The 19,678-nt window shown below is 46.4% G+C and carries 19 protein-coding genes; 10 read left to right on the top strand and 9 right to left on the bottom strand.

From position 1 onward, the window contains the following. Positions 1-4: 4 nt before the first annotated feature. From cobA to J0L70_RS12235, 4 genes are read left to right on the top strand one after another with little or no spacing between them, the layout of a single operon-like run. Positions 5-814 (top strand): uroporphyrinogen-III C-methyltransferase, encoded by an 810-nt coding sequence (cobA, locus tag J0L70_RS12250; RefSeq protein ID WP_017285850.1) that lies wholly within the window; start codon positions 5-7, stop codon positions 812-814. Beyond that, positions 811-1,137, top strand: coding sequence for a nucleotidyltransferase family protein (locus J0L70_RS12245; RefSeq protein ID WP_017285851.1), 327 nt, complete (start codon positions 811-813; stop codon positions 1,135-1,137). Before cobA ends, J0L70_RS12245 begins: the two co-directional genes overlap by 4 nt. Then, entirely contained in the window at positions 1,109-1,453 is a 345-nt protein-coding gene (locus tag J0L70_RS12240) for a HepT-like ribonuclease domain-containing protein (protein WP_017285852.1), read from the top strand. Before J0L70_RS12245 ends, J0L70_RS12240 begins: the two co-directional genes overlap by 29 nt. A gap of 37 nt (positions 1,454-1,490) precedes the next feature. Continuing rightward, the gene (locus tag J0L70_RS12235) at positions 1,491-2,414 is read left to right on the top strand and encodes an RluA family pseudouridine synthase (protein WP_287454761.1); all 924 of its coding nucleotides are present in this window, start codon (positions 1,491-1,493) and stop codon (positions 2,412-2,414) included. 5 nt (positions 2,415-2,419) lie between these two features. On the opposite strand, the gene J0L70_RS12230 is transcribed toward J0L70_RS12235, so the two are convergent. The 5 genes from J0L70_RS12230 to J0L70_RS12210 form a co-directional block, all read right to left on the bottom strand. Then, on the bottom strand, positions 2,420-3,412 hold the full coding sequence (locus tag J0L70_RS12230) for a glycosyltransferase family 2 protein (protein WP_268182516.1): 993 nt from the start codon (positions 3,410-3,412) through the stop codon (positions 2,420-2,422). A 65-nt stretch (positions 3,413-3,477) separates the two neighbouring features. Continuing rightward, on the bottom strand, positions 3,478-3,987 hold the full coding sequence (ybaK, locus tag J0L70_RS12225) for a Cys-tRNA(Pro) deacylase (protein ID WP_017285855.1): 510 nt from the start codon (positions 3,985-3,987) through the stop codon (positions 3,478-3,480). A 68-nt stretch (positions 3,988-4,055) separates the two neighbouring features. Next, positions 4,056-4,229 carry a hypothetical protein gene (locus J0L70_RS12220; RefSeq protein WP_017285856.1) on the bottom strand — a complete coding sequence of 58 codons (174 nt, stop codon included), beginning with the start codon at positions 4,227-4,229 and terminating at the stop codon, positions 4,056-4,058. Between the two features lie 22 nt (positions 4,230-4,251). Then, positions 4,252-4,899, bottom strand: a complete 648-nt coding sequence (locus J0L70_RS12215; RefSeq protein ID WP_287454758.1) for an Hsp20/alpha crystallin family protein — start codon at positions 4,897-4,899, stop codon at positions 4,252-4,254. Between the two features lie 100 nt (positions 4,900-4,999). After that, positions 5,000-7,393, bottom strand: coding sequence for a response regulator (locus J0L70_RS12210; RefSeq protein WP_287454757.1), 2,394 nt, complete (start codon positions 7,391-7,393; stop codon positions 5,000-5,002). Between the two features lie 214 nt (positions 7,394-7,607). On the opposite strand from J0L70_RS12210, the gene J0L70_RS12205 reads away from it, so the two are divergent. From J0L70_RS12205 to J0L70_RS12185, 5 genes are all read left to right on the top strand, one after another. Further along, positions 7,608-8,342 (top strand): GerMN domain-containing protein, encoded by a 735-nt coding sequence (locus J0L70_RS12205; RefSeq protein ID WP_287454756.1) that lies wholly within the window; start codon positions 7,608-7,610, stop codon positions 8,340-8,342. A 237-nt stretch (positions 8,343-8,579) separates the two neighbouring features. Further along, positions 8,580-10,118 carry a phytoene desaturase family protein gene (locus tag J0L70_RS12200; protein ID WP_287454754.1) on the top strand — a complete coding sequence of 513 codons (1,539 nt, stop codon included), beginning with the start codon at positions 8,580-8,582 and terminating at the stop codon, positions 10,116-10,118. A gap of 43 nt (positions 10,119-10,161) precedes the next feature. Next, positions 10,162-11,427 carry an FAD-dependent oxidoreductase gene (locus tag J0L70_RS12195; protein ID WP_287454752.1) on the top strand — a complete coding sequence of 422 codons (1,266 nt, stop codon included), beginning with the start codon at positions 10,162-10,164 and terminating at the stop codon, positions 11,425-11,427. A gap of 63 nt (positions 11,428-11,490) precedes the next feature. Further along, positions 11,491-12,615, top strand: a complete 1,125-nt coding sequence (locus tag J0L70_RS12190; protein ID WP_287454750.1) for a GNAT family N-acetyltransferase — start codon at positions 11,491-11,493, stop codon at positions 12,613-12,615. Continuing rightward, on the top strand, positions 12,612-13,568 hold the full coding sequence (locus J0L70_RS12185; protein WP_287454748.1) for an NAD-dependent epimerase/dehydratase family protein: 957 nt from the start codon (positions 12,612-12,614) through the stop codon (positions 13,566-13,568). The genes J0L70_RS12190 and J0L70_RS12185 overlap by 4 nt, the downstream gene beginning before the upstream one ends. Positions 13,569-13,645: 77 nt before the next feature. Here J0L70_RS12185 and J0L70_RS12180 read toward each other — a convergent pair whose 3' ends face one another. Together J0L70_RS12180 and cysE are read right to left on the bottom strand one after the other, a co-directional pair. After that, entirely contained in the window at positions 13,646-14,257 is a 612-nt protein-coding gene (locus J0L70_RS12180) for a DUF4142 domain-containing protein (protein ID WP_036045149.1), read from the bottom strand. Positions 14,258-14,465: 208 nt separating this feature from the next. Beyond that, positions 14,466-15,239 carry a serine O-acetyltransferase gene (cysE, locus tag J0L70_RS12175; protein WP_287454745.1) on the bottom strand — a complete coding sequence of 258 codons (774 nt, stop codon included), beginning with the start codon at positions 15,237-15,239 and terminating at the stop codon, positions 14,466-14,468. Between the two features lie 175 nt (positions 15,240-15,414). On the opposite strand from cysE, the gene lysS reads away from it, so the two are divergent. Beyond that, positions 15,415-16,935 (top strand): lysine--tRNA ligase, encoded by a 1,521-nt coding sequence (gene lysS, locus J0L70_RS12170; protein WP_268182539.1) that lies wholly within the window; start codon positions 15,415-15,417, stop codon positions 16,933-16,935. 77 nt (positions 16,936-17,012) lie between these two features. On the opposite strand, the gene J0L70_RS12165 is transcribed toward lysS, so the two are convergent. After that, positions 17,013-18,818: a M61 family metallopeptidase gene (locus J0L70_RS12165; protein WP_287454742.1), complete on the bottom strand. Its 1,806-nt coding sequence runs from the start codon at positions 18,816-18,818 to the stop codon at positions 17,013-17,015. 116 nt (positions 18,819-18,934) lie between these two features. Beyond that, positions 18,935-19,627: a Crp/Fnr family transcriptional regulator gene (locus tag J0L70_RS12160; RefSeq protein WP_026148354.1), complete on the bottom strand. Its 693-nt coding sequence runs from the start codon at positions 19,625-19,627 to the stop codon at positions 18,935-18,937. Positions 19,628-19,678: the final 51 nt, after the last annotated feature.

The raw sequence follows: 19,678 nt of genomic DNA, 5'->3' as shown, positions 1-19,678 counted from the left end.
ACTCATGGTAGATACAACACATTCGGCTGGTATCGGTAAAGTATATTTAGTCGGTGCGGGACCTGGCGATCCCGGTTTGATGACGCTGAAAGGTAAGACTTTGTTAGAGTGCGCGGATGTTGTTGTCTACGATGCGTTGGTCAGTGAGCCAATTTTAGCGATGATCAATCCGATCGCTGAGAAAATCGATGCTGGAAAACGTCGCGGACGGCATTCGATGGCACAGTCTGAAATTAATCAGTTATTGATCGATAAAGCTCAAGAAGCAGCGATCGTGGTGCGCTTGAAAGGGGGCGATCCGTTTATTTTTGGGCGTGGTGGCGAAGAAATGACGGATCTAATTGATGCAGGGGTGCCTGTCGAAATGGTTCCTGGAGTTACTTCCGGAATTGCGGCTCCTGCTTATGCAGGAATTCCCCTGACGCATCGATCGTATAGTTCATCGGTGACGTTCGTAACCGGGCACGAGGAAGCAGGTAAATATCGTCCGGCAGTCAATTGGAGCGCGATCGCTCAAGGGTCAGAAACGATCGTGATTTACATGGGCGTTCACAATTTGCCGACGATTATTGAACAGTTAAATCAAGGTGGATTGAGTTTAGAAACGCCGATCGCGATGGTCAGATGGGGCACTCGACCGGAGCAAGAGGAATTGATTGGAACCTTAGCGACGATGCCTGCACAGATGGAAGCCGCAAATTTTGGTGCGCCAGCGATCGCCGTAATTGGTAACGTTGTGAACTTACATGAGATTTTGTCTGAGTGCCGTCCACAATTTCCAAATACTTTGAGAAATGGAGATGCTCTGCCATGATTGCGATCGAGCTACCAATGGAGAAAATTGCTGAGTTTTGCGATCGCTGGCAAGTGATTGAATTTGCTCTGTTTGGTTCCGTTCTACGGGAAGATTTTCGCTCAGATAGCGATATTGACGTAATGGTGCAATTTCATCCAGATGCTCATCCGACTCTATTTGACTTAACTTATATGGAGAACGAGCTAAAAACCCTTTTTCATCGAGACGTTGATTTAGTCACTCGTCACGGGATTGAAACGAGTCGCAACTACTTGCGTCGAAATGCCATTCTCTCGTCTGCTCAAATTATTTATGGATCGCGACCTTCAATCTCTGCTTGATATGTTGCAATCTGCCCAGATTGTGATGAATTACATTGCTGGACGGACAAAAAATGAATTGGCAACTGATTTGCAATTTCAAGATGCCGTGATTCGTAGACTGTTGGTTATTGGAGAAGCATCAAACCGAATTTCTAAAGCAACTCAACAAGCTTTAACGACAATTCCCTGGATTGCGATCAATGGAATGAGAAATCGGCTTGTCCACGAATACGATGAGCTTGATCTGAATGTGGTCTGGGATACTGTTGTGAACAGCTTACCCGTTCTGATTCTAGAGCTAGAGAAAGTCATTTCAGTAGATAAATCACAGTAAGATGTAGCGTAGATAGTTTGGTGAAAGTACCTTAAAGTTGATTGAATTTTACGTCGAAGAAAGTGATATTCGCATCGATCGATATCTGGCGGATCAACTGCCTGATTTGTCGCGATCGCGGATTCAAAAATTAATCGAATCAGGGCATGTGCAAGTCAATGGTGAACTGTGCAAGTCAAAAAAATCAGAGGTCGAAGATGGAGATTTCATTCAGATTGAACTGCCCGAAGCTCAACCGCTTGAACTCAAGCCAGAAGCGATCTCATTAGACATTCTCTACGAAGACGATTCGTTGATCATTGTCAACAAAGCAGCAGGTATGGTCGTGCATCCTTCTGCTGGACATGATTCAGGAACATTGGTGAATGCTTTACTAGCTCATTGTGAAAGTTTGCCAGGCATCAACGGGATTCAACGTCCAGGAATCGTGCATCGACTGGACAAAGATACAACAGGCGCGATCGTCGTTGCCAAAACAGAATTAGCTTTTCATCATCTGCAAGAGCAATTCCGAACCAAAACAGCGCGGCGGGACTATTACGCGATCGTCTATGGCGCACCCAAGCAAGAGAGTGGAACGGTTGATCAACCGATTGGGCGGCATCCTGTCGATCGCCAAAAACAAGCGATCGTTCCCGAAGAAAAAGGCGGCAGACGCGCGATTACCCATTGGAAAATTAAAGAGCGATTGGGAAACTATACGCTGTTAGAGTTTGAGCTAGAAACGGGAAGAACCCATCAAATTCGAGTTCATAGCGCTTTTATGGGAAATCCGATTGTTGGAGATCCACTTTATAGTTCAGGACGATCGATCGGTGTAAATCTTCCAGGACAAGCTTTACACGCTTGGCAACTGAAATTAATTCATCCAGCTCGCGAGGAGTGGATTGAAGCGATCGCACCTTTGCCGGAGTCATTCACAAAGTTAGCAGACGTATTAAGACGGCGATCGCAGTCCTAACGGATCTACTCTTCGCGTCCCACAATCTCCCGAATCCGATAAATCGGGCGACCTTGCGATTCGTGATAGGTTCGCATGGAAATTTCAGCGAGTAAGCCAAAACTAAACAGATTCAAGCCTGCTAGAAACAGCACCACTGCCAAAATCAAGAGTGGGCGCTGTCCAATATCTTCGCCAAAGCCAATTTTGATCAATGCTAAATAAAGTCCGATCGAGAGTCCCGCAACCAACGAAGCTAATCCAAACAATCCAAACACATGCATTGGACGGGTCAAAAACTTCCGCATAAACGAAACCGTCAGCAAATCCATCACAACCCGAAATGTTCGATCGAGTCCATACTTGCTTTGACCAAACTGCCGTGCATGGTGCTTCACCGGGATTTCTGCAATTCTTGCACCTTCAATAAACGCGAGAGCAGGCAAGAACCGATGCAATTCGCCATAGAGATTCATATCGGCAACCAGTTCAGATCGATACGCTTTTAAGGAACAGCCATAATCGTGCAGTTGTACGCCTGTTACCTTGCCAATCAGCCAGTTTGCAATCTTCGAGGGCAAAACGCGAGTCAGAGAGGCATCCTGACGATTTTTGCGCCAACCACTGACCAAATCGTATCCTTCATCAAGCTTTTGCAAAAGATTCGGAATATCACTTGGATCGTTCTGTAAATCCCCATCCAAAGTAATAATCACCTTGCCCCGCGCCTGCCCAAATCCGGCTGCCATTGCCGGAGTTTGTCCATAATTTCGCCGCAGAATGACCGCTTTCAAATCATTCCGCAGTTGCGCCTGCTGTTTTAAGAGTGCATCCGAACCATCTCTAGATCCGTCATCCACGCAGATAATTTCGTAGCTCAAGCCTGCATTGCTCGCACTTGTCCCGATCGCGTCTAGCAATCTCGGAATGCTCTCAACCTCGTTATAAATGGGCACGACGATCGACACATCAGGCTGAACAGTTACGGGTAGCGCGATCGACAATTCACTAGAAATCATGGAGGTGAGAATTTTAAACAATCAGCAAGCTTTAGCTTATGTCAAAAAGACCATTTTTTCTCGAATTAAGTTGCCGGTTTGTCTTGTGCAATTGCTCCCAACGTCCCCTTTACCGCCCGAAGATAATCGCTCGGCGCTAATAAAATCTGCAATCCGCGCATTCCTGCCGAAATCGAAATCGTGTCAAACAGTTCAATCAATTCATCGACATAAACGGGGTAATCCTTCTTACAAGCGAGTGCCGTGACTCCGCCGCGAATGTAACCTGTGAGAGGTTGAACTTCTTTGAGTGCGACAGTTTCAATTTTGCGATCGCCCGTTAATTTTGCCAGTGCCTTCAGGTCAAGCTGCATATCGCCCCCAATGACGGCAAGACAAATGCCATTTCTATCCCCGCGCGCGACTAACGTTTTGAACACTTGTTCTGGAGGCAACCCAATCTTTTTGGCAACCGATTCTGCTGCCAAATCATCTGGATCAACTTCGTATTCTTTGAGTTCGTAAGAGATTCCTAAGTTATCTAGAACTCGAACCGCATTCGTCTTCATCACCAAAAATTTGAGAGGCTTGATCATAGTAATCAAACCTCTCAGCTTTTGTCACTCCTCACCAGCCTTCCATAGTCAAGTTAGAAACAGCCAAGTTAGAAATGTTTCTCCTTGGTTGGTTCTCCTTCAAACGGTTGCACCCCAGTGGCAGGATAGTCATCATCACTCGTGCCAAAGATCCGAACGATCGCGCCTGACATAAACTGAATCACGTTATGCGGAATCGATTTCACCGTTTGCCATAGAGATCGATCGTGTGTAGTAGACATACCATTTCTCCTCAAAATCAAGTTAGCCTTCGCTCTTTGCTCGCATATGAACAGCGTCCTGCCGATGTTCTTCGTGTTGTCGATCCTGAGTCACAGTTTCTCGAACAGCTTGATCCAAATCGCCTTCCGACATCGTTTCCAGCGCATCTTCCGCTCGGCGATGCACGGTCTGCTGACGATGTTCATCATCGAGACGATTTTGAGTTGCCGTGTTGCGCAGCTTGGCTTCTAGATTTACTTTGAACACAGGTTGCTGAGTGGGTTCAAGTTTCGGCAAGGTCAAAGTAAGAATGCCATTCTTGAAGTCTGCTTTAGCTTGCTCATAGTGGACAGGTGTTGGTAGTGGAACCCAACGCTGAAACTGACCATAACGCAACTCACAATGAACCATGCCTTCGGTTTCGGTTCGTTCTTCAGCGTGATGGCTACCCGCGATCGACACAGCATTCTCGGTCACTTGAACATCTAAATCTTTCGCATCCACACCTGGGACTTCTGCTTTGAGAACAATATCCGTCTCGGTTTGTTTCAACTCGATCGCAGGTGTCCAAGTCATTCCACGTCCCGGTGCACCTCCCGTGTCATGATGCGTCCACGTATCAAACATCTGATTCATCTGATGACGCAGAGTTTCCAAATCTTTCAGCGGTTGCCAATGAATCAGCGACATATCTGTTCCTCCTGGCGTTCTTTCGATGAGAGCGAGGGAAGATCGCTCTAAGTTCAGGATAAAAAAACACTGTGAGGAACTTGTGAGGAAGCACGATCGCTCAAGACTTTAAAACGACATCCGATTCGGCTGGGAGAATTGAGCTAATCGTATGCTGAGAATGGGTTTCCTCTCGCAAGCGTTTCGCTTGACGCAGCGCTAAATCTGCTGTGCGATAGAGAGTTTTTAAGTCTTTGCCATCTTCGGGATATTGTGCAACTCCAGCACTAAAGCTCACATGTACGATTTCTCCGTTCTCGGTCGTTAAAGCTTGCTGATTCAATCGCTCTAGCACTTGCATCAAGCGTTGCACACCATCTTCGCGCGTTACGCCATACATGCCAATCACAAACTCTTCTCCACCCCAGCGTGCAACAATGTCCTCGCTACAGAACGATTGCTGGAGTAAATGCCCAAATTGCCGCAAGACCGCATCGCCTGCGGCATGACCATATTGGGCATTGACACTGCGTAAATGATCGACATCAATTACCGCGATCGCAACAGATTGGTGAGACCGATCCGACGATCGTAAAAATGCTTCTAGTTCTTGGGTCGATTTCTGCCGATTCATCACGCCAGTCAGCGGGTCAGTGTCTAAAATTTGTCGAACGAGTCTGACCCGCTCTAACCGATTGAGAATCCGGGCGACCAGTTCTGCACCCACGATCGGTTTACTAACAAAATCATCCGCACCCGCAGCAAAGACTTGAGAAATCGTTTCAGATTCTGAATGAGCAGTCAGAATCACAACGGGTAGGTGATGCCAATGCAAATCGTTCCGCACGACTTGACAGAGTTCAATCCCCTTAAAATCAGGAAACTCTAAGTCAAGCACTAACACATCCGGCGAAACCGCTTCTAAAGTTTCCCAAAAGCGATGCGGATCATTGAGCGTATACACCTTCAATCCCCAAGGACTAAGCAGGACTGTCAAAGCATCAAGGAGAGCGATATCATCATCGACAACCAGAATCTTCGATGGTGTGGGTAGTGCGCGTTGAAGGACTTGAGAGACTGCCTCTAGGACTTGTGGAATCGGAGTTGTTTTTTGTAAAAGTAATCGTCCACCATGTCGGGAAACTTCTAGGCGTTCTGTCAGTTCATTGTGCGAGGTTAGGACAATCGTTGGAATCGTCGAGCAGCATTGCTGCAACGAAGTCAGCAATGCCATGCTGGTTGAGATCGAATCAAAACAGTCGAGATCGAGGAGAACAAGGCTAGGAGCATCATTTTGGCAAATCTTGATTACCGCTTTCGCAGTCGTCGCGATCGTGCATTGATAGTTCCACAACAAAAATTCACTCTCTAGCGCATCCAGAAAATCACGATCCTGCGAGATGACCAGGATAGAGGGCAACTGAACAGTTGCTAGATTCGCGATCGCCGGAGTGACTTCTGGACAAATCGGAGCAGAACTCGAAGCTGGAACATCAATGACTCGACGGAGCGTCGCAAGCAGTTCTTGCAGTTGGGTCAATGCTCTTGGCTTTAAGGGGCATCCTGCCAAGATTTGTTCGATGTTTCGAGCAATCTGTGAGCCTTCTGTAAACCCAAACGTGCCCAAAGCTCCAGCTAAGGTATGGGCTTGTCGAGTCGCTGATGCCTGTAGTGTCCAATCAGACTCACAAGCAACGCGCTCGATAATTGCAATCTGTTCATTGATCCGCTCTTTATAGCTTGTCCAAACTGCTCCGAGCTTCGATCGAACTTCTTGCTCGACCGAAGTCGGAATCGTCGATGTCAGTAGAGCAGCATTGCTTAAAGGTTTGAGCCGATATCCAATCCCATAGACCGTTTCAATAAAATCCGCAGGTGCGCCCACTGCTTTGAGTTTCTGACGCAAGCCTTTGATATGCGTTCTAACGGCTTCTTCTCCCGGCGCATCATAAGCCCATAAATGTTCGAGAATATTGCCACAGCTAAAAACTCTGCGACTGTTGCGTAAGAAGAGTTCTAAGAGTCCGTATTCTTTTGGCGTTAAGATCAACGGTGTAGAACCGTAACTGACCTCACAAGAGCTAGGATTTAATTCTAAATCTCCCCATTCGAGCATCGGAGTCCCTGTCGAACTCGCTCGACGAAGCAGTGCGCGGATTCTGGCGACTAATTCTTCTTCATCAAAAGGTTTTACGACATAATCATCCGCGCCTGCATCCAGTCCAAGTGCGCGATCGTGAGGACTTTGGTAAGCCGTGAGGAGCAGAATCGGAAGTTGAGGAGTGTGGGGTTTGTCAGGGGTCGGGGCTGCACTGCGGACTTGTCGGCAAACTTCGATCCCGTTTAAGTCCGGCAGTCCAACGTCTAGAATTAATAGATCGTATTCAAAACTGTCGAGGAGTGCGAGTCCGGATTTGCCATCTTTCGCGACTTCTACAGCATAGTGGTGGGCAGTAAGAATCGTAGTCAATGCCTGAGCCGTTAGTTCGTCATCTTCAATGACTAGAATCCTCATAACGCCTCTTGATAGCCAGGTTGCCATTTCTATTGTGTGCCAGTCTGAAGATGCTGACAGTTTCTAGAAAGAATTGGTAACAAAAATTCAATGAAACAGTTTCGCAAACCGTTACAATTTCATCCTCACAAGTTCCTCAATTTTTTGATTTAGAGTAAAAGCTAAGAGAGCAGTTCCTGCCTCTGAACCATGATTCTCCGGACAGGAGTGTCTTATGAAACTTCAGATCCCTCGTTCCCCTCATCCTGATGTCATTGCTGGATTATCGCTGCTTTTAGCTTTAACCGGAGGCACGGCTTGGATCATCTGGCAAACGAACCATCCTCGCTTGGTGATACAGTCTCAACCCTCGACTCAGATCGAGCAATCTGCAAACACAGTTCCGAGTACAGGTCCACACTCGACAGCAAAAGCTCAGCCAACCTCAAAGACTCCAATTTTCTCTGCGCCTACTGCACCGAAACGGGTTCCATCTGGGGAAGAAACGGTCACCCAACCGATCTTTGAGCCGCCTGCTCAAGTTTATTGGCTACAAGCTAGAGGACAACAGATTGAGATGGTTCCAGTTGCCATGTCGCGCGTTCCTCAACGAACTGAAACTGCTACCCTGACTGAAGCACTCAATTATCTCTTCACGCATCCGAAGCTCGATCGCTTAGACAGTACGATTCCCAAAGGAACCCGATTGTTAAGCTTGCAGATCAAACCTGAAGGCATTCACCTCAACCTTTCGCAAGAATTTACACAAGGCGGTGGCAGTACTTCGATGATCTATCGAGTCGCACAAGTGCTTTATACGGCGACCAGTCTTGATCCACAAGCCAAAATGTACTTGTCTGTAGAAGGGAAACCATTGAATGAAGACAATCCGCTAGGCGGCGAAGGTTTAATCTTGCGACAACCGATGACCCGTCAACAATTTGTCAACGATTACTTAACGCAGGAGTAAATAATGTCTGATCCCAAAAAACCGTGGGTTTTCACTGTTGAGCCTGGCACATTGCTTCTGATTGTTGCTGCTCTATTGCTCGTTCCTCTGCTATTGGCTGGCTTCTTGTCTCAGTAATCGCAGATAAGAGCGCGATCGTGCCCCTATCTAGAGATGGATGAGTAAATTCATTGCATCCGTCAATATCAAGCGAACAAGGCTTTTTTACTCGTTAATCACACTTGCAGGAAATGTCCCATGACTACGGATTATCTGATTGTGGGCAGTGGTTTATCCGCATTGGTCTTTGCAGCTTTAATGGCAAACTCTGGCAAAAAAGTGCAGCTTTTAGAAGCTCATGAGTATCCAGGCGGGTTTGGGCATACGTTTACCTTAGCCAAGAAGTATCGTTTTAATGCCCAGTTGCATTATGTTTGGGACTGTGGAGAAGGGCAAACCGTCAATCGAGTCTTAAAAAAACTAGGCTTAGATCAGGATGTCACCTTTAATCGGTACGATCCCGATGGATTCGACCACATGCGGATGCCTGGTTACAAGCTAAACATTCCTTCAGACCCGCAAGAACTGATTCGTAGATTATCAGCCCTTTTCCCTGAAGCAACCGATCAAATTCGTCGGTTTGTTTTAGAAGTAGAAAAGACTAGTGCAGGCTTAAAGCGATTATCGCCGCCGATCAATCCAGTTGAATTGTTACAGCATTCTGGAGAAGTATTCTCTACAGTGCTCTATCTCAATAGCACACTTCAGGATGTGTTTGATAAATTCAAGCTGCCGCAAGAAGCACAAACCTTACTAGCTTTGCAGTGGCAAGACTTCTTACTACCACCAGATCAATTATCCTTTTATGCCTGGGTGATTCTGTTTACAGGGTATCAAAATGGCGCATTCTACCCTGTGCAGCATTTTGAGCATGTGATCAATTCCCTCGTCAAAGTCATCGAAGCAAATGGCGGCGAAGTTTTGCTTAATCAGGAAGTTACCAATTTTATGCTTCAGGATAATGCAGTTATTGGGGTGCAAACCTTCGATCGCGTTACGCATCAACTGCATGAATTTACAGGCAATACGATCGTGTGTAACATCGACCCGAAGAAAGCTGCCAAAATGATTGGAGAAGAGAAGTTTTCGCGATCGATTCGGCAAAAACTGAACTATGACTATTCGCCTTCAAACTACATGGCGTACTGTGTGGTGAAAGATTTAGATTTGCGAGACTATGGCTTTGGAAGATGGAATACATTTCACACGGAGCATCCAGACTTAAACGAAGCTTTCTATGAGATGTATGAGAAGAATGATTTTTCTCGTCCTAGCTTTGCGATTACAACACCCACATTGATGAGCGACACACACCGAGATTGCCCGGAAGACTGTCAGATTGTTGAATTTCTGACGGTTGCGAACTACCAGTACTTTCGGAAGTTGAAGGAGAGCGATCGTAAAGCGTACTACCAGAAAAAAGAAGAGATCTTAGACTCGATTTTAGATGTGGTTGAGCAGTACTATGTTCCAAATTTTAGAGAGCATATCGTCTTCAAAGTAACCGGAAGCCCAACGACAAATGAACGGTTTTGTGGATGTCCTCAGGGGAACTCCTACGGCTCAAGTTTAACCCCAAAAAACATGACGCTCGGCAGACTCAATCACGAAACCTCGCTCAAGAACTTCTACTTCTGTAATGCTTCATCTGGATATCCCGGATTTGCTCCGACCTTTTGGACGGGAGCACTTTTGTATCAACGATTATCAGGCGATGTGATTTTATCGAAAGGCTAAGAATTCGTAGGTCAAAACGTCCGATTCATCTGGAAATACAACTATGAAAATCGCGATCGTAGGCGGCGGAGCAAGCGGGTTAGTCACTGCCTACTTGCTCGATCAACAAGGTCATCAAGTAAGCGTTTTTGAACGTCAGCCAATTTTAGGCGGACACATTCGCACGCTGAATCAAAACGTTCAGCCTAGCTGCTCTGACTGTAATCAGGTACTAGAAGGCGGTGTACTAGAATTTCCAGTTGCTTTTCGGAACTTTCTGCAATTGATGCAAGAGCTAGAAGTAGAATTAGAGCCTGTTCAGGTAGGTTCTGCGTTGTATTTTCAGAATGGGCGGCACTTTCTATCAAGAGGTGTGATTCAGCAGAATTTTACTGGAATGCGACGCGCGATCGAGACATTCAACTTGACTCTGCTTTATGCTCGCTCAATCGGATTGTGGAGGAAGACGCGCCGTGCTACACCTCAATCACTACATGGGCAATCCATGTCTGAATTTTGGCAGCGATCGTGCATTCAAATGGACTGGCTGAAGTTGCTCAGCATGTATAGCTACTCGATGCCGTTTAGCTCGATCGATAACTTTCCCGCAGAGCTAGCAATTCCAGCATTACGAGATTATGTGTTCGTCGATTGGGTCAGAATTAAAGGCGGTGTTTATTCTTATATCAAAAAGATCTTAGAGCGTTTTCAGGGCGAGATCTTCACCAATTGCAAGATTACAGAGATTCTCAGAACACCCAATAGTGTCAGAATTGCATTCAGCGATCGAGCAACACAGGTCTTTGATAGAGTCGTATTTGCAACGCCGCCTGATCAAGTCTTGAAATTACTGGGTGATCCAACGCCAGAAGAAATTCAACGGTTTGCGAATTGGAAAGAGAGCTATGCTCAAACCCTGATGCATACAGATAGTTCAATGTATCAACGGCATGGGGTGAAGCAATTTTCAGAATTTGATTTCTTTCAAACTGACCGAGGATGGGGATATAACGCTTATCTCAATCAACTCTGCGGCATCTCCTCATCGGTGCAGTATAGCTTAGCGTTTAATCTGGAGAGTTTGATTGATCCTGCGAAGGTGCTACATATTCAACAGCACCATACTCCGTTCTATACGGTAGACGCTTTTCGATACAGAGATGAGGTCATCCGCACTAATGGAGAAAACAATACGTATCATGCTGGCGCATATCTTGGAGATGGTTTGCATGAGGGAGCCATTACTTCAGCGCTGCGAGTTGCACATCGGATAGCGGGAATTGAGCGATCGTCGAGTTTGCGAAATCAGGAAACTTATGCAAGCCCATAATCTAAAAATTGCTTCGGGGATTCTGCCAGTGTATAGTCAGCAGTGAAGAACTGGTCAAGAATCATGCCAACCTTTGAAGTCTTTCCGGTGACATCTGCAACTGAGCAAGACATGTTTGTCAATGTGCCTTGGGTTGTGTACTCCGGAGATCCAAACTGGGTTCCTCCTTTACGGAGCGATGTTGCGAAGCAGTTCAAGCCTGAAAATACCTTTTTCCAATACGGCAGGCTCAAACAGTTTATTGCGATTAGTCGAGGCACCGCGATCGGGAGAATCGTCGCAGCGGTGAACGATCGCTTAGTAGAACGCGAAGGAAAACCGATCGGGATCTTTGGTTTCTTTGAGTGCGTGGATGATATTGAAGTCGCAAAAGCACTATTTGAAGCTGCAGAGAATTGGTTGCGATCGCAAGGCATGACCGAAGTTCGAGGCCCGATTGATCTCTCGACTCACAATAACTGTTTATTTCTAGTCGATGGCTTTGACTCACCTCCAATGGTTATGATGCCTTACAATCCAGCCTACTATCCAACTTATCTGGAAACACTCGGCTGGACAAAAGCAAAAGATGCCTATGCCTATGATTTCCCACTTGATAAACCTCTTTCTCCTGAGTTTGAAAAAGGCTATAGAATTGCATGTAAATCAGGAGTCACATTCCGACCGTTAAGAACTAAAGGCGAGGAATTTGAGCAAGATTGTGTGAGCTTATATAACCTCTTCAATAAAGCATTTGCGAATAATTGGAGTTCGACCCCTCGAACGTTAGAAGAATTCTTAGACGAAGCGCGATCGCTGCAAGATTTAGTCGATCCCGATGTCTTTCCGATCGCAGAATACAACGGTGAAATGATTGGCTTCTGGATGGGATTACCTGATTACAACATCCCGCTGAAATACGTGAACGGCAAGCTCAATTGGCTCGGAATTCTTAAATTCCTCTGGTATCGTCGGCAGATTAATCAAGGTCGGGTGATTGCAATTTGTTCCTTACCCGAATTTCAGAGAAAACTTGTGCCGCTTGGATTAATCTATCTAGGACTTCAAGGAGGAATCAAAAAAGGCAAACCCTACAAACGAGCAGAACTATCCTGGGTGTACGAGGACAACGATCGCTCCAGAAAACTGATCGAAGCATCAGGCGGTAAAATCTACAAAACCTATCGCATGTACGAAAAGCAATTATGAGAGCATTAGTAACTGGAGCAAATGGATTTACTGGATCTCATTTAGTCAAATTACTACTAGCCCGAGGCGATTCAGTCACTGGATTGGTTCGCAAATCTAGTAATGTCTCTCGTCTTGCTGACTGTGATGTCAACTTTGTTTATGGTGACATTACCGATCGTGCGGCTTTAACGGAAGCCATGACGGGTGTAGATGTTGTTTTTCATACAGCCGCTTATGTTGAACTTGGAATCGTGAATGCGGTTGAAATGGAGCGAGTAAATGTTGAAGGAACTCGCGCTGTTTTAGAAGTCGCAAAAGCCGTCAATGTCCCAAAAATGATCTATTGCAGCACGATCGGGATTTTTGGGGATACGCAAGGCAACGTGATTAACGAAACCTTTCAGCGCACTCAAGCAGAATTTTCCTCTGCTTACGATCGTACGAAATACGAAGCTCAACAACTCGTTGATCAAGCAGTCAAAGATGGCTTATGGATTGCTAGCGTTATGCCTTCTGGCATTTTCGGTAAAGATGATCCGCACTTTCTTCCTGTCTTGAGTGCATTTCAAAAAGGTCGGCTGAAAGTCTGGGCAGGAGGTAGCCGAGTCACCGGAATTGTTCATGTCGATGATCTTGCAGAAGCAATGATTCTTGCCGTCGATCGCGGAAAATCAGGCGAGTACTACATCATTTCAGCAGGTGATCTCACGACCCAAGAAATGTTCGAGATCTTTAGCCAAGAAACCGGAATCCCTGCCCCTCGCGAAGCTCCAAAAGCTTTAGTGCGCATCGTTGCGAGCATTCTTGATCCCATCGGTCGCCTCTCAGGTTGGCAACCTCCAATCGACAATGAGCGGGTGCATTATCTCTACGATCGCTGTGTTCGGGTAGATGCGACGAAAGCTCGGCAAGAATTGGGGTGGAATCCGCGATCTCCGGAAGTTACCCTTAAATCGCTGATGAAGGGGTAGACAGAGTGGGGAGTGGGGAGTAATTTCTCCACTCCCCTAACTTGATTGAGTCCGATCTCACTCGCTCGCGTTTAGGTCTACCGAGCCGAAGTATTTTGCGTTTCGTTATAACGTCGCGCCACTTGTGCAAACTGATAATTTGTTAAGCGGCTAGCAGTCGTGAAATGCTGATTGATGATGGGTAAGCCATTCGTAACCACATTGATCAAATCAGGATTGCGTCCAAAAGCAGCTTCTCGCTGAAACAATGCTGCAACCTCTAAGTGAGCATTTACCCCACCTTCATCGAGATAAGCATTGTCGAATTGAGTCCCAGAAAGCTGAGATAACCGTGCCATTGCAGCTTGAAACTTCGCACTTGTAGCCGTTGGAAGTGTCACCCCAATCTGAGGAGCAATTTGCGTCAAATTCGCCTTTACGCCTTGCTGCTCTTTGATTTCAGCTTGGGCAAATTGTTGCACAGCTTGGTTCTTCGATTTCTGTAGTGCCAACTCACCCAGCATAATATTGCCTAAGCCAGACTGTGCTGCTTCGTTCACAAACGCCACATCAATTAAATTCACTTGCCGCGCCGGAGTTGCAGGAACGCGAGGAGTTTGAGCCGTCGCCTGCAAAGAAAATAGAGAGCTACCAAACGCAAAACAAAGTCCTACGATCGCGCAAAAAGCCAGAACTAAATACTTTTTCATCTTGAGAGTTTCCTTGATTCCGTCTAATTTATGGGCAGCATAAAGCCGCTTCATTCATAGTCGTAATCTGAATGAAAGTTCCCTCTCTCTCTAGAAGTGATCTATCGCCATCCTCAATCGGCTGTGAAATGGGGGAACAGGGAAAATTGCTCCCCATTCCCCCAACTTGCACGATCTGACAAATCCAACAGGAGTGCGATATCAGAAATTAAATCCCAGCGCCGTCGAGAAATTCATCAATCACGCGATCTCGCAATCGACAAGCCTCTCCATCCTGAACCGCAGCCTCTTCGACAGCAGGTTCAGAAGCTTCAGCCGCAGGCATCGCATAGCAAACAGCTAAAGAATCACGAGTTTGCAGAATCTGAATTTGTTGCTCTAAAGATTCAATACGATCGACAAGTGCCCGAATTACTTGCGCTTCTGAATCCGGCAGTCGTCCATGCTCTAACGGCTCAACTCGCTCTCCCGCCCGGTAAACAATCCGTCCCGGCACACCCACAACGGTACAATCCGAAGGCACATCGCGCAGGACAACTGATCCCGCCCCGATCCGCACATTATTACCCAGTTGGATATTGCCTAGAACTTTCGCTCCGGCTCCCACAATCACGTTTTCGCCCAGGGTCGGGTGACGCTTTCCACACTCTTTACCAGTTCCGCCTAGCGTTACCCCTTGATAAATCAGCGCATAATCTCCGACGATCGCCGTTTCACCAATCACAACACCCATGCCGTGATCGATAAACACACCCTGTCCGATTGTTGCTCCAGGGTGAATCTCGATCCCAGTAATAAACCGGGAAATTTGCGACATCAGGCGCGGCACAAACGGAATGCCGACTTTGTACAACCAGTGAGCGAAGCGATGGAACATCAAAGCTTGCAGCCCTGGATAGCAAAACAAAACTTCCAGCCAGTTCCGGGCAGCAGGGTCACGATCGAAAATAATTTTGAAGTCAGCAATCAGGCTTTTCAGCACAGTGGCATCCCTATGTGGCGTGATAAGACCAAAGTTTATCTTAGCGTGTCAAGGAGCCTCATTGAGTGAAGCGATCGTGAATTTCAAAGATCGTGAATTTCAAATTGATAATTGCGATGTCCACTTCTTTGCCCGTTGCACTTCTATAATAAAAGGCTGCATTCTCTCAATTTCTATGTCAGACGAACTTCGCCAAACTCGGATCGAAAAGGTTGATCAACTCAAGCAGTTGGGGATCAATCCCTATGCCTATCGCTGGGAATCAACGCACTCTGCGGCACAGTTGCAGGAAAAATTTGCTGAGTTGCCGAGCGGTGAAGAAGACCCGATCGAAGTTGCGATCGCAGGTCGGATTATGCTGCGCCGCTTCTTGGGTAAGTTGGCATTTTTTACTATTCAAGACGAAACCGGAACGATTCAGCTTTACTTAGAAAAAAAGCGGATTCAAGAAAACATGGGCGAAACTGCATTCAAGCAGCTCGATAAGCTCTCAGATGCAGGTGATTTCTTGGGCGTGAAAGGCACCATCAAGCGCACCGATAAAGGCGAATTATCGATTTACGTGAAAGAGTACACCATCCTCACGAAGTCGCTGTTGCCCTTGCCGGATAAGTGGCATGGTTTAACAGATGTCGCAAAACGCTATCGTCAGCGCTACGTTGATTTGATTGTGAATCCTGAAGTGCGCGATACCTTCCGCAAGCGGGCTTTGATCACGGCTGGAATTCGGCGTTATTTAGATGAGCAAGGCTTTATTGAGATTGAAACGCCTGTGTTGATGAGTGAAGCGGGTGGAGCGGATGCGCGTCCGTTCATCACGTATCACAACACGATGGACATGCAGTTGTATCTGCGAATTGCGACAGAGTTGCATCTCAAACGTTTGATTGTGGGCGGATTTGAGAAAGTGTTTGAACTGGGTCGAATTTTTAGAAATGAAGGGATTTCGACTCGGCATAATCCGGAGTTTACGTCGATCGAGGTTTATCAAGCCTACGCTGACTATCACGACATGATGAACCTGACTGAGGCAATCATCACAACCGTGACCCAGAATGTGATCGGGACACTCAAGCTAACGTATCAAGGTGAACCCGTTGATCTGACTCCACCCTGGCGACGAGTCACGATGCATGAAATTGTGCAGGAAAAGACTGGGATCGATTTTGCAGCATTCACCGATTTAGAAGCGGCAAAAGCGGCGGCAAAAGCGGCTGGATTGCAGAATATCGAAGATTGTCCTTCGATCGGCAAATTACTGAACGAGGCATTTGAACAAACAGTCGAAACGACCTTGATTCAACCGACGTTTATTTTGGATTATCCGGTCGAAATTTCTCCGCTAGCGAAGCCACATCGATCGAAGCCCGGACTGGTTGAACGCTTTGAATTATTTATGGTCGGTCGTGAGACTGCCAATAGTTTTTCAGAGTTAACTGATCCCTTAGATCAGCGTGAACGTTTAGAAGCTCAAGCTGCTCGAAAAGCGGCTGGAGACTTAGAAGCCCAAGGCGTTGATGAGGACTTCTTAACAGCGTTGGAATATGGGATGCCGCCAACGGGAGGTTTAGGAATTGGTATCGATCGATTAGTGATGCTACTCACCGATGCCGCGAGCATTCGCGATGTCATTGCCTTCCCATTGCTCAAGCCGGAAAAGGCGGAGACGGATGAGGCGGAGAAGAAATCGAGTTAGTCGTCAACTGCGCTCACTTTGGGAGTGGGGAGTAGGGAGAACATAGGCTCGGATTGCTTCCTGTCTCCCTATCAGATTCACTTCTCAACTGAACGGCTAACTGCACTTAACGGTACACCGAGCCAACCTTCAAAATTGCTTTGTTGCAGCGAAGAAGGTTGCTCGATCGCTTCGATCGCAAATTGTGTCGCGCGCGGAGAACCTAGCGTCAGAGATCGTGTTTTCAATTCATCGCCGTGAAACAGCGTCAGTTCGATCGTATCTCCGGGTTTGTAATCTCTTAAACGCTCCTCAAATTGACCTGACGCAACTCGTAATCCATCGATTGCGAGCAATTCATCACCCGGATCGATCCGAGCTTTCTGAGCAGGTGATCCCGCTTCAACAAACTTGATCATTTCTCGCCCGTTCTCGGTTTTTACCGTCATTCCGGTCAATGGAGGCAGCGTTGCAGAACCTGCATTTGAACTGAGCCGCAATCCAAATCCAGCTAAATATTCATCAAATGGCAGTTCTTCTGTGCCGTGGAGATAGCGATCGAAGAAATTCGTCAAATCAAATCCAGCAACGGATTCAATCACGCTCGTTAAGTCTTCTGGAGTAAAGCCGATCTCGTCTTTTCCAAACTTCTCCCACATTTGGCGCATTACATCGTCGAACGATCGTTGGTTCGCGTGTTTGATCCGAATTGCCAAATCTAGCAGCAATGTCACCATCTCACCTTTGAGATAGTAAGAAATCTGAGAATTTGCGCTGTTCGCATCCGGTCGATAGAGTTTGATCCAAGCATCAAAGCTCGATTCACTTAACGGCTGAACTATCCGACCTGGCGTATTCAAATAGCGTGTAATTTCCTGACTCAAAGCATTTAAATAGGCTTTTGCATCATAGACCCCGGCTCGATACGGCAGAATCAAATCATAAAAACTGGTCGTTCCTTCGCTAAACCAGAGAGACGGGGTGTAGTTCTCACCTTCATAGTCGAATACTTCCAAAGCTTTTGGACGAATTCGTTTTACATTCCACAAATGGAAGAATTCATGGGCAACGAGCTGGATAAAGCGATCGTATTTGTCTTTCGCTCGAAATCCCAACCGAGAATAAATCAACGAACAGCAATCTTTATGCTCCAATCCGCCAAAAGAATTCGCCGTTAAATGGAGCAGAAAGAAATAGCGATCGTAGGGCAATCCACCGAATAGTTCTGCTTCGACTTCGACCACCTTTTTCGTGTCGTGAATTAAGCGATTGAGATCGAATTTTCCTTCTCCCCAAATCACAAATTGATGAGGTTTTCCTAACACATCAAACTCATAAGATTGATGTTTTCCAATCTCAAATGGGCTGTCAACTAATGTATCAAAATCTTTTGCAACGAATGTATTTTTCGCGATCGCGGGTAAAGCAGTGACAACTTTCCAATCTGGGTATGGAGGCTCGATCGTGACTGGAATCGGCTGATTCTGAAATCCTGGAACGTAGAAAAATAGAGCGGCTCCGTTGAAATAGCCGTGATTTTCATCCAGATGATTCGTTCTGACCGTCAGTTCGTTCGCAAAAATTTGATACCGAAGCTCGATTGAGTCTTTGCCTTCAGTTGAAATTTGATAGTGATTTTTCGCTAATTTTCGCCAGGGTGAGGCAGACTTAAAGCCTTGGAGATGCCGAGAATACTCGCGCACCAGATACGATCCCGGTGTCCAGACTGGCATTTTGAGATCGACTGTAGCAGATTGGCAATTCCGGATTTGTAGCGTCACCTCGAAAAGATGCGTCTCTGGCTGAGGCATCGCGATCGCATAATGAAGCGTGAAAGGTTTTACAGGATCGGAAACTTCTTGAGACTGCTGTGATCCTGCCCAATCAAAATCTTCACGGTTCATGCTGATGCTCACTTAATTCTCAAAACGGCTCTCCCCTATCATACGAATCTGATTCCAAAAATAAAACGGTGTCGGATCAATCGACCCGACACCGAAATTTCAACTCTAAAATCGAACTAAGGTTTTTTGGTTGCTAACTGCATCAACTGTTTTAAATTCACTAAATGAATCACTTGCTGATCGGGATTAATTTGAATCCAGCCTTTGCTATTTAATTTTTCTAGAATCTTGCTCGTTTCCTCGGTTGAAATATCCGACACATCTGCCAAATCCTTCGCTGGAATATTGAAAATATCAACTCCTGATCCCGAAGTCTGTCCATAATTCTCGCCTAAGCTGACTAAGGTATTGACTAACTTGATCGCAGGCGGTTGATGTCGTAACTGAAAACGAAAATTCGTCTGGCGTAACCGTCTGACCATCAACTGCAACATACGATGATGCAACTGAGGATCTTTGAACAAAGTCTGGATAAAGCGCTGCGCCGAAATGCTCATCAGTCGGACATTCGAGAGGGCAATCACATCCGTCGATCTCGGAGATTCGTCTAAAATTGCCATTTCTCCGAAGAAATCCCCGCGTCCTAAAATTGCCAGCGTCGAAACATCTTCACCCGTTCCAGAATGTCGGCGAACCTTAACCCAACCTGATACCACGAAATAAACTGCATTGCCCCAAGCATCCTCCATCAAAACGGCTCTGCCAGAGGGGTACTCGTGCTCGGTTGCGACAGAAAGTAACCAGTCTAGGGTTTCTGGATTTGCTGCCGCCAGTAACGGAAATAACTCACTGAATACTTCGGTCTGCATTGCGCGATCCATGGAGAAAAGGGGTCAGTATTAACGTTCCCTTTTTTCTCA

Source organism: Leptolyngbya sp. UWPOB_LEPTO1 (assembly GCF_017302695.1).
Classification (GTDB): domain Bacteria; phylum Cyanobacteriota; class Cyanobacteriia; order Leptolyngbyales; family Leptolyngbyaceae; genus Leptolyngbya; species Leptolyngbya boryana.
The sequence above is the reverse complement of the archived record's forward strand: the minus strand, read 5'-3'. Positions and strand labels throughout refer to the sequence as shown.